This is a genomic window from Deinococcus carri, from assembly GCF_039545055.1.
Lineage (GTDB): Bacteria > Deinococcota > Deinococci > Deinococcales > Deinococcaceae > Deinococcus > Deinococcus carri.
The window spans coordinates 23526-32595 of record NZ_BAABRP010000027.1 but is presented as its reverse complement, the minus strand read 5'-3'; the positions used below and the strand labels follow the sequence as shown (position 1 = coordinate 32595).

Annotated in this window: 12 protein-coding genes and 1 pseudogene; all 13 read right to left on the bottom strand. The window is 67.4% G+C overall.

Annotation, left to right across the window (positions count from 1 at the left end):
- Positions 1-364: pseudogene (locus tag ABEA67_RS18615) on the bottom strand (hypothetical protein); the annotation flags it as partial.
- Positions 361-1119: a Mov34/MPN/PAD-1 family protein gene (locus tag ABEA67_RS18610; RefSeq protein WP_345468218.1), complete on the bottom strand. Its 759-nt coding sequence runs from the start codon at positions 1117-1119 to the stop codon at positions 361-363. The pseudogene ABEA67_RS18615 and the gene ABEA67_RS18610, both read right to left, overlap by 4 nt.
- On the bottom strand, positions 1119-1634 hold the full coding sequence (locus ABEA67_RS18605) for a hypothetical protein (protein WP_345468216.1): 516 nt from the start codon (positions 1632-1634) through the stop codon (positions 1119-1121). Before ABEA67_RS18605 ends, ABEA67_RS18610 begins: the two co-directional genes overlap by 1 nt.
- Entirely contained in the window at positions 1631-1855 is a 225-nt protein-coding gene (locus ABEA67_RS18600; RefSeq protein ID WP_345468214.1) for a hypothetical protein, read from the bottom strand. Before ABEA67_RS18600 ends, ABEA67_RS18605 begins: the two co-directional genes overlap by 4 nt.
- Positions 1852-2139 (bottom strand): hypothetical protein, encoded by a 288-nt coding sequence (locus ABEA67_RS18595; RefSeq protein WP_345468212.1) that lies wholly within the window; start codon positions 2137-2139, stop codon positions 1852-1854. Before ABEA67_RS18595 ends, ABEA67_RS18600 begins: the two co-directional genes overlap by 4 nt.
- A gap of 2 nt (positions 2140-2141) precedes the next feature.
- Positions 2142-2603 carry an ASCH domain-containing protein gene (locus ABEA67_RS18590; RefSeq protein WP_345468210.1) on the bottom strand — a complete coding sequence of 154 codons (462 nt, stop codon included), beginning with the start codon at positions 2601-2603 and terminating at the stop codon, positions 2142-2144.
- Positions 2600-3022 carry a hypothetical protein gene (locus tag ABEA67_RS18585; RefSeq protein WP_345468207.1) on the bottom strand — a complete coding sequence of 141 codons (423 nt, stop codon included), beginning with the start codon at positions 3020-3022 and terminating at the stop codon, positions 2600-2602. Before ABEA67_RS18585 ends, ABEA67_RS18590 begins: the two co-directional genes overlap by 4 nt.
- A complete protein-coding gene (locus ABEA67_RS18580; RefSeq protein ID WP_345468205.1) occupies positions 3019-3312 on the bottom strand; it encodes a hypothetical protein in 294 nt (97 codons plus the stop codon). Before ABEA67_RS18580 ends, ABEA67_RS18585 begins: the two co-directional genes overlap by 4 nt.
- 45 nt (positions 3313-3357) lie before the next feature.
- The gene (locus ABEA67_RS18575; protein ID WP_345468202.1) at positions 3358-6261 is read right to left on the bottom strand and encodes a ParB/RepB/Spo0J family partition protein; all 2904 of its coding nucleotides are present in this window, start codon (positions 6259-6261) and stop codon (positions 3358-3360) included.
- Positions 6258-6761 (bottom strand): hypothetical protein, encoded by a 504-nt coding sequence (locus ABEA67_RS18570; protein ID WP_345468200.1) that lies wholly within the window; start codon positions 6759-6761, stop codon positions 6258-6260. Before ABEA67_RS18570 ends, ABEA67_RS18575 begins: the two co-directional genes overlap by 4 nt.
- Entirely contained in the window at positions 6758-7771 is a 1014-nt protein-coding gene (locus ABEA67_RS18565; RefSeq protein WP_345468198.1) for a hypothetical protein, read from the bottom strand. Before ABEA67_RS18565 ends, ABEA67_RS18570 begins: the two co-directional genes overlap by 4 nt.
- Positions 7768-8571, bottom strand: coding sequence for a hypothetical protein (locus ABEA67_RS18560; RefSeq protein WP_345468196.1), 804 nt, complete (start codon positions 8569-8571; stop codon positions 7768-7770). The genes ABEA67_RS18565 and ABEA67_RS18560 overlap by 4 nt, the downstream gene beginning before the upstream one ends.
- Complete coding sequence (locus ABEA67_RS18555; protein WP_345468194.1) at positions 8558-9070, bottom strand: HNH endonuclease; 513 nt, start codon at positions 9068-9070, stop codon at positions 8558-8560. Before ABEA67_RS18555 ends, ABEA67_RS18560 begins: the two co-directional genes overlap by 14 nt.

Below are 9070 nucleotides of genomic sequence, written 5' to 3'. Positions count from 1 at the left end.
TGCCGGTCACGGCCCTGGTCACGTCCAGCACCAGGCGGTAGTCGTCAGGCGGCACGACCCCGAGGGCACGGGCCAGCCGCTCGTTGCTGACCTCGATGCCGCGTGCCGCGGCCTCCTCCGCCACCTCTGCGAAGTCGATGAGCTGGTACAGCCGGGCGCGGGACAGCCCGAACGTCTCCAGTCCGTAGGCCTCGAAGGTGGCGTGGGTGCTGCGGTAGAGCTTCTCAGCCTGGAGGGTCCGCAATGCCCGGCCCGCCATGATGCCTGCGCGGACGCCCACCACCACCTGCTCCTCCAGTTCGGCGCGGCGGGCGCGCTCCTCCGGGGTGAGAAGGTGAAGGACTTCGATCTCGGCGGCGTTCAAACCCCACCCCCGGCAAACAGGCTGACGGCCCGGTATTCGGTGCCGCGTTCCCCATACCGCAGCACCTTGATCTCCACCAGTCCGGCTGCTTCCAGGGCTTTGGCGAGGGCCTGCGCACGCTCGGCGGGCAGGCCTGCCACCTTCGCCAGCTCGGCCTTCGTGCGCACTGGTCCCTGGGCCAGAAGGCGGGCGTAAAGCTGCCGGGCCTGGGAGTTCTCCAGCAGCACCTGCGCCGTGGCGCTGGGTCCCCGCAGGCTGCCCTGCTGGTCGAGCAACACTTGGCCCAGAGCCGCGAACCCGTAGCGGCGGGCGACGAGCAGACTGCTGGCCTCCAGCTCCCGATCCACGTGCAGCAACTCCTGCACCTCGGCATTCCGATCAAGGACCCACCACGTCGTCTTGTTCCCGCTGGCATTCGGGGCAATCAGGACCATGTAGCGCACGAGCCGGTACCAATACTGGCCTGCGCGAAAGTCCTGCTCACTGGGGATGCTGTGGCTGGGGTGGGTGTGGACGTGGGCGATTGGCACGTTGCCGGTGACACAGGCAAAGACATTCACGTAGTCCTGCCAGTTGTCTGGCACCTTGTACTCGCGCTGTGGCCGTGCCGAGACGTTGGGCACGGGCAGAAAGGTGTCGAAACGCAGAGGCGTGCCGAACAGGAAGCCGCCATGCTCGCGTCCTGGGTCGGCCAGGATAAACGCATCGAGGGTGTCGCGCAGGCCCTGAGGAAGTTCAATGGTGTTGACCGGCATTACTCCCTCTCCCCAGACGACGTGATCGGCTCTTCGAGCGCCGCCGTGTCCCCGGCGATCAGCCGCGCGAGGCGAGCCGTTGGCAGCTCACGGCCCTGGGCCTCTGCCCGAATGGCCTCCAGCAGCACGCCCGGCGACACGGGGATGGCCTGGGAGGAGCTGCCCCTGTCCTGGTGGGCATACGCCGCGTAGCCGTACATCCCATCCCGTGCCCAGACAGAGCCGTCTGCCGTGTTCAGGGGGATGCCCAGCGCCAGCAGGACGCGGGTGTGCTCGTTGACCTCCCCCGTGACGTAGCTGCTGCGGCTATCGGCGTACCGCCGGGCACTGATCTGCATGTCACGGGCGGCGGCCACCGGCGCGACGACCACCGTCCCGACCTCGCCCGCCTTCACGCGCTTCCCGTCCAGGATGCGCTCCAGCACGTCGCAGTAGTGGTCTGTCTGGAGGGTGATGGCCTGGGAAGCGAACACTTCACGGCGGAGGGCGGCCAAGCCCTGGGATTCACCGGTCATGGCCGTCCCCCGTACCCCAGCACGGCCTCGTCCCCCGCGTTCGGCAGCGGCTCCGGGCAGAGCGCCACCAGCAGCGCGTCGGCGTGTTCCACTGCCTCGGCAGCGATGTGCCGGGGTTCCCGGTGCGGCCCGGCGATGATCAAGGCCTGCTGGGCCGCAGAGGCCAATTGGGCACGCGCCGACAGCACGGGCAGCACGGGGACGGGTTGCGGAGCGGTCACAGGAACTGCACCCACCCTTCCTCATCCTCGTCGTAGTAGTAGAAGGCGCAATAGGACATCAGCGCGGCCCTCAGGCCGTCCTGCTGAGCGATGCTGAAGGCAATGGTGGCGGCCTCCTCCAAATGGTCGGCCTTGCCTTCCGGCACGCTCACCTTGCCGCTGTATTTGATGTGCTGGCCGCCATAGAGAACGGTGTCGCAGTCAATCAGGATTTGAAAGCAACGGTCGCCTTCCTTCAGGTTCCAGGGGTTCAGGTTGCGGGTGGCATCGGTGATCAGGGTCATGGTCAGACACTCCGAAGGGGGGAAATGGCGTCGAGTTGTGCGGTCACGTCAGCCAGCACGTCCCCGGTCAGATTCCAGAAGCCCAGGCCTCCGGACACACTCACCGGCTTGGGCAGCACGCGCACCTCGTCCAGCACTAGGGCCACGCTGCCGAAGTACCAGCGCTCCTGTCCGCGCGGGCAGCGGTCGCCGGTCAGCAGGAGGCCGGTCACCTTGACCACGCTGGTGACGGCCTTGCTGGGCACGTCGCGGCGGCCGTACAGCACGCCGGTCAGTGACTGGATGTACTCGGCCCCCTTGCGGTCATAGGTGCCGCTGCTGTGGATGGCGAGGTCCTGGCCAACGATGCGGCGAGCCTGCGCGATGAGGTGGGCGTGCGGCTCCCAGCGTTCGCGGTTCTCCACTCGCTTGCCATGTTTCTGGATAGCGGTGGGCCAGGGGATGGAGAGGGAAAGGGCCTTCATGCGCTCATGCCCTCGCTTTCGCTGTCGTCGTCCCTCTTCCCGAAGAGAGGGGTGGTGGGTTCTTCGATTTCCACGTCCAGCTCGACGTCGTAGGCCGTTGGGTCGGCCGGGTCGAAGTACCTCTCGAAACGGGCCTGCTCGTTGAAATACACCTCCAGCACGGCGACAACTCGGTAATCCTTGGTCTTGCTGCCCTTGCTGGTCAGCCTCCAGGTGCGCCGGTCGCCGCCCCCGTAAATGCGGAGGGTGAAGGTGGCCACCTCGCGGCTCTCCTTTTTACGGGTGATGAGGTGGGCGCGCTGGAGAAACTTCAGGTCCGTGCCGCTGGGTAGTTCCAGGTGCAGGGTGGTGAAGGGGACGCCGTCCTTGTCGCGCTCGTGCTTGATGGCGTCCACGGTGACTTTCAGGGTGTTCTTCATGCGGCCCTCCCGGCCTGTCGCTTCGCGCGCTGCTGCTCGTGGGCGTTGGCGCGTTCCCAGCCCCGCTGCCAGTGGCCGTAGCCGTCGTGGTGAGGCTGGGGGCCGCTGCGCTGGCTGCGCAGGTCCATGCGGGCATCCCAGCCGTCCCGCCAGCACTGTGCGTGGAAAAGGGTCCGGCCCTTGCCAACGACCTCTCCACTGGGCAGGGCGAGTTCGTGCCGCTCGGGGCGGGAGGGGGACGGTGCCGGGGTGATGGTGAGGGTGGTGTTCGGTTGGTGCTGGGTGGTCATAACGCCCTCCGGAGAGGGGGCCGCGCGGGGCGGCCCCACGTGGCTTCAGTCGGCGGCGGTCTGGTCGGGGCCGAGTTGCGCGGCCAGGCGCTTCAGGGCCTCCCAGCCGCGCAACTCCTCGTCATCCATGTCGTCGATCTCCTGCTGGATGAGGTTCAGGCCGCTCGCCGTCACGTCCTCGTTGGTCGTGTCGTACCCCAGGTCTTCGAGCAGTTCGTCCAGTTGCACGTCGCTCAGGCGTAGGACCACAGCCTTGGCGTCAGCACGGTACGCCACGTCTACCGGGTCCGGTCCCACAACCTCCGGGAAGCGGGCGATAGGCGGCACGTACCCGCGCTCAGCCAGGGCGTCGGCGTGCTGGAGGATGGCCGCGCGAATGTCCTTGTTCGTGGCGAGCTTGCTCATCTCGCCTTCGAGACCGTGACCCTGCTCGATGCCCGCGTCGGCGGCCAGCTCCAGCAGCCGGTCGCGTGGATACGCCTTGAGGTGAGCGTCGGTGAGCCTGAACGCTACCGTGGCCCCCGTGTCAGCCGCGAGGCGTGAGACGAACTCGTAAGGCGCGTGCAGGGGGTTGTACTCGCTCCAGCCGCCCACTGCCTGCGCGATCAGCACGCTCTGGATGTCAAGCAACTCCTCCAGGGAGAGCGTGAGCAACGTCTGGAGGACCGCGTAGGCCTCCTTCCCTTCAGCGCTGTAACCGAACCTCAGGCCAAGCGGCTTTTTGGGAGCAGCCTCCCCCGTGACGGCCAGTGCGCCGCTGACCTTCACGTCGATCTGCCGCAGACGGTCCAGTCCTGCCGGAATGGGCGTGGCCTGGGCATGGCTCAAGCTCGCGCGTAGGCTGACCGGCGCGGCTTCCAGCATCGAGAGGATGGTCAGCGCCACCGCACGCTTGTGGTCTCCGAGCAGCGACGTGCGCAGGGCGCTGGCGCGGGCCATGTGACCGTCTGTCCAGGCCGACTTGCGGATGGCCCCGCCCTCGCTGCCCGAGGCCTCAGTCGCGGCCTGCTTGCGCTCCTGGGCCTGCTTCTTCGCCTCGTGGCTCTTGATCTCCGATTTGCGGGCGACCCGAGTTTCCTTGACCTCGCCGGTCACGGAACTGACCAGAATGACCGTCCCCAGCAGTTCTTTGGGTGCGTCGTAACTGGTGTACTCGTCGTAGGAAGCGCTGAGATAGTCCTTGTTCTGCACCTGCACTTCAACGAAGTGCTGTTCTTTTTTGCCTTCGAGGTCGGTGGCGCGGGCCTTGACCCAATCCATCTGACAGGCCAGTGCGGCCTTTGGGTCGGCAAAGCGGGCGGGGGAATCTCCGTACAGGTCCCCCACCACTTCCAGTTTCGACGCACGGACATCGAACTTCGCGTACTCCACCAGGAAGCTGCTGCGCTTGATCAGGGAATTGAGGCTCGAAATGCTACCGCCCCGCTTGGCCTCCGCCACGACATGCTTTCGCAGCGGCCCTGCGCTCTGCGCGATGACCTGCGCCTGCCCCAGCCCGATAGTGCCGTCCGCGAACAATTTCCGCCCGTCCTCGCCCAGCCCCTCGGCCAGCACCAGGCGCTGCTGAACGGTCCGCAGGTTGTAGCCGAAGCGCAGCGCGATGTCCTCCGGTGTCGCGCCCAAGGCGACCATCTGCGCGAAAGCGTCGGCCTCCTCGATGGGCGTCATGTTGCGCCGCTCGACGTTCTCGGCGGTCGCCAGTTGCAGCGCCTCCAGGTCGGTGAGAGGCTGCACACGCACAGGCACCGGGTAGTCGGCCGGAATGCGGCCCTGCTCGGCCAACACCTTCAGGGCGCGCAGGCGGCGACCACCGGCGACCACTTCCACGTCCTGGCCGTTCTCGGCCACGCGGCCGACGAGGTTTTGCATCAGGCCTTTGTGGAAGATGGACTCGGCCAACTCCTCCAGGGCACTCTGCTCGAACTGCTTGCGGGGGTTCAGGGGCGAGGGGACGAGCTGCTCGAGGCGGAACACGCTGGAGGTGCTGCCGTCGAGGATGGGCGTGACGGTAGGCGCGGGTGCGGGCTGCTCGGGCAGCAGGGTCGGCGTACCCGGCAGCTCCGCGGCCACAGGTGCTGCCGCTGCTTCTTCAACTACAGGTTCGGACATCTCGGCCACCTCCATCTTCTTGCTGCTCTTGCGGTCCTTCTTGGGCTGTTCGGCAGGTGCAGGCATGGCGGCCTCCTCGGGCTTGGTGATGTGAATCAGGCAGGTGGCGATGTCTGTCCCGCTGGCCTTAAACGTGCCGGGGACGAACTCGTGCAGGGGACTTTGAGCGTGCTTCGTGCAGAATTCGCGGAACGCGGCCACGCGCTGCCGGGTCAGCCAGGCAAAGCCCCCCGGCACGACGGCCAGCAGCTCGCCGCCGGGGCGCAGGCACTTCAGGGCGTGCTCGATGTGGGTGATGTACGCCTGCGGGTCGCCCTCTGCCGTGAACGGCGGGTTCATCAGCACGTAGTCGTAAGGCGTCTCCGGCGTGAAGGCCAGAAAGTCACTCCCCACGACGGGGTAGCCCTTCTTGCGGATGGTCTGCGCCCGGTCCTCGTCCAGCTCGACGCAATCCGCGTAGACGCTGTGCTTGCCCCACAGCAGGTCCGCGATAGCCCCCTCGCCCGCGCTCGGCTCCAGGAAGCGCGAGCCGTTCGGCCAGGGCCAGATGCGCTTGAACATCTCGACGACCACCGGCTCGGGCGTCGGGAAGAAAGCCAAAGGGTTCTTCTTGGGCAGCCTGTCGCCGTCCAGCACTCCGGCCAGGACCTCGCGCACGTCGCGGGTGAATAGGTGCGCCTTGGCCTTGCGGTTCCACTTGCCGCCCAGGGCCTCGATGGCCTTCGCGGTGGCCTGGTAGGTGGCGCGGTCGAGCTGACCCGCGAGGGTGAGAGTCAGGCCGTCCTCGCTGATGGTGGCATCGCACAGGGCATCCTGCACGGCGGGGTTGAGGGTACTCACAGCCGCTCCGTATCTACGCCACCCTGGGCGCGGTTCAGACCAGAGACGCGGCTCTCGATGTCGGCCAGGATCGCCTCGTGCGTCTCCAGCTCGCGCAGCAGCGCCGGAGCCATGATGCTTTCTTTCAGGGCCGCATAACGGTCAGCGGCCTCGACGCGCTCCACCGGGTCGTTGTTCGGGTTCAGGGCGTAGTGCAGGGCGTTCTCCGCCGCGTCTCGCAGGGCGGGCTGGCAGCAGTCCATCGGCTTGCGGCGAAACTCGCGGGGACCATCCTCCGTGGGCAGCGTCAAGTAGACGATGCCCGGCGCGCCGCAGTGGGGGCAGTCCATCGGGGCCTCGAACTTCCGGGGGGTGCACCGCGCTTCGCGTTGCTGCTGCTGACGCTCAATGCTGCGCTGGAGGCCGCGCCGTGCGTTCGGGTGGGCATTCAGAAGTTGGGCGAGGCTGAGGATCTGGGGGTCCACTTGCGCGGCGGTTACGTGCTCGTTGGAGTCCATCATGGCTTCACTCCTTGCAGGCGTGCCCTCACGAGGTCATTCACGCTTGACTTCGTGGGGGTGGTGGGGGTCTGGGCAGGGACAATCTCCGCGTCCAGCAGTGCGATGAACGGCGTGCGCCACTTGTGGAGCTTCCTGACCTTCGCGTCCGCCTTTGCAGCCAGGCGCAGCTCTGCGATGCGCTGCTCGGTCAGGTCGCCCCAGGCCGCGCGGTCGGGGTCCTCGGCCAGCAGCTCCTCGTAGAAGGAGTGGCCCATCGCCGCGCGCAGGACTGCCTCGCCGGGCCGCGCCGCCGCGCCCGGAATTTCTTCAGTGCTGGTGGCGTTGCCTGTTCCAGCGTTCGCCGTGGTATTGCCCTGCCCCGTGAGCGTTGAGGCGTTCGCTGTGCTGGCCCCGCCAGGGGCCTCGGCGCGTTCAGCGCCGACGGCGCTCCGTCTCCCTGGCTTTTCCTGGTCCCCTGGAGCAGCGGCGGCGGTAGCAGGGAGTGGCAGGTTCGCGGCACTGCCCTCTTCTTCTGTTTGTAGGCTTTGCGTAGGCTCTGCTGTGGGCTTTGATATAGATGCAGGGTTTTCCGTACGACTTGTCGTGGGGTTTCCCAACGTACTGTCGTGGGGTTTGTCCGCATCCAGATGTTGGGTTTCCCCACATCTTGTCGTTGGGTTCCGGCTTTCAAATGCCAACCTCTCCAGGGCTTCTGCGACGGCTTCCCGGTTGGCGCGGTAGTAGTTCCTGGCCGGCACACCCTTACGCTTGACCTCGATCATGTCCCCGCAGGACTTCACGCAACGGCGCACCTGATCCGGCGAGAGCAGCAGTTCCTCGGCCCACTCCTCGTGGCTCTTGTGGAACCATCCGCCTGCGTCCGTCGTCCGGTCGCCCCAGTACAGACACTGCGCTAGGAAGGCAGCGCTGGTGTAGTCGCCGGTGATCTGCACGAAGGGCACCGGGATGGGGATGGTGTTCTGGCGGCCCAGGAATTGGGCGACGAGGGACATCGCCGTGTTACGGCTCATGCCGCCACCTTCCTCGGCAGCCAGCGCCCGCCCACCGCCATGCAGCGGCAGTTCGGCGTCAGCAGCGGTAGCGGCACGCCTGGGTGCCCCATCTGGACGGCCTGCCACTGCTTGCGCGGCAGCTCCCGCCAGACGTTGTCGTGTGCCTCCCAGCCCAGCGTGCAGGCGACCATGCCGTCCCACTCCGGTTCCCCGTGGCGGCACAGCCCGCAGACCTCGCCGCGCAGCGCCAGCCGGTCCTGCACAGTAGTCGGCTGGCCGGTCATCTCGGCTATCAGCGCCGCCCGCGTCTCCTGGTCCAGCGTGCTGGGCATCGGCCCGGCCACCGTGGCGGCCAGATAGACCGCCTCGCTGATCTCGTGGTCGTTGTAGAGGAACGTCGAGGCCTTGGCCCGCTTCTTGTGCCAGGTCGAGGCCGTGGTCCTGCAGCGGTTGCAGGTGCGGGAGGTGCCGCCCTCCTGCCGCCCGGACAGGAACACCGTCTCGCCCCAGTCGTGGGTGCAGAGATGCTGCCAGTCGGCCCGGTCGCGCAGGTGGAAGCCGTCCACGCCCTCGCACAGCCAGGCCTTGAACACCGGCTCGACGAACCCGGCGTCACGGGCCACCACGTCGCACTCCGTCCGGCTGGGCAGCCGCGAGGCGTTGCGCCACAGCAGCAGCTCGCGCCGCCCACTCTCGCGCACGACCACCTTGAGGTGCAGGCCGCGCGCGACGGTGTGCTGGACGATGCGTCCCTGCGCGGCCTGCTCGAACATGCTCGCCAGGACGTCCGTGAGGGGGGCCATCTCAGTCCGCGGCATTGGGCACCCCCTCTGCGGGAACTGGGATGGGATTCAGCCGTGCGAACGCCCCGAACAGCGCGATGGCCGCGCCGTTGTAGGCCGCTGCCGCGAGGTCCAGCGTCGGGAACAGCCCCAGGTACACCTGCTCGCCATCCTTGTGAATGACGGCGCGGTACTTCCCCCGGTAGCGGCTGACACCCTTCACGCGCGTCTTGCTGTTGCGGTGGACGCAGCGGTTGTAGGAGTTCTCGCGCTGCGTGCAAGGGCGCAGGTTGGCCCGCCGGTTGTTCAGCCGGTCACCGTTGAGGTGGTCCCGGTAGTGGCCCCCCTTCTCGTCGGCGAGGAGCTGGTGCATGGCGACGGTCGTACTCCGGCCGTATTCCAGGGGACGGTAGGTGCGCGCGTAGCCGCGCTTGTCCAGGTGCCAGCGGTGCCGCGAGAGGAGGGCATAGTCCGCGTCGTCGCAGAGCGCCACCTTGCCCTCACCCCGCTTCCCGTGCAGCTTGATCTCGGCCAT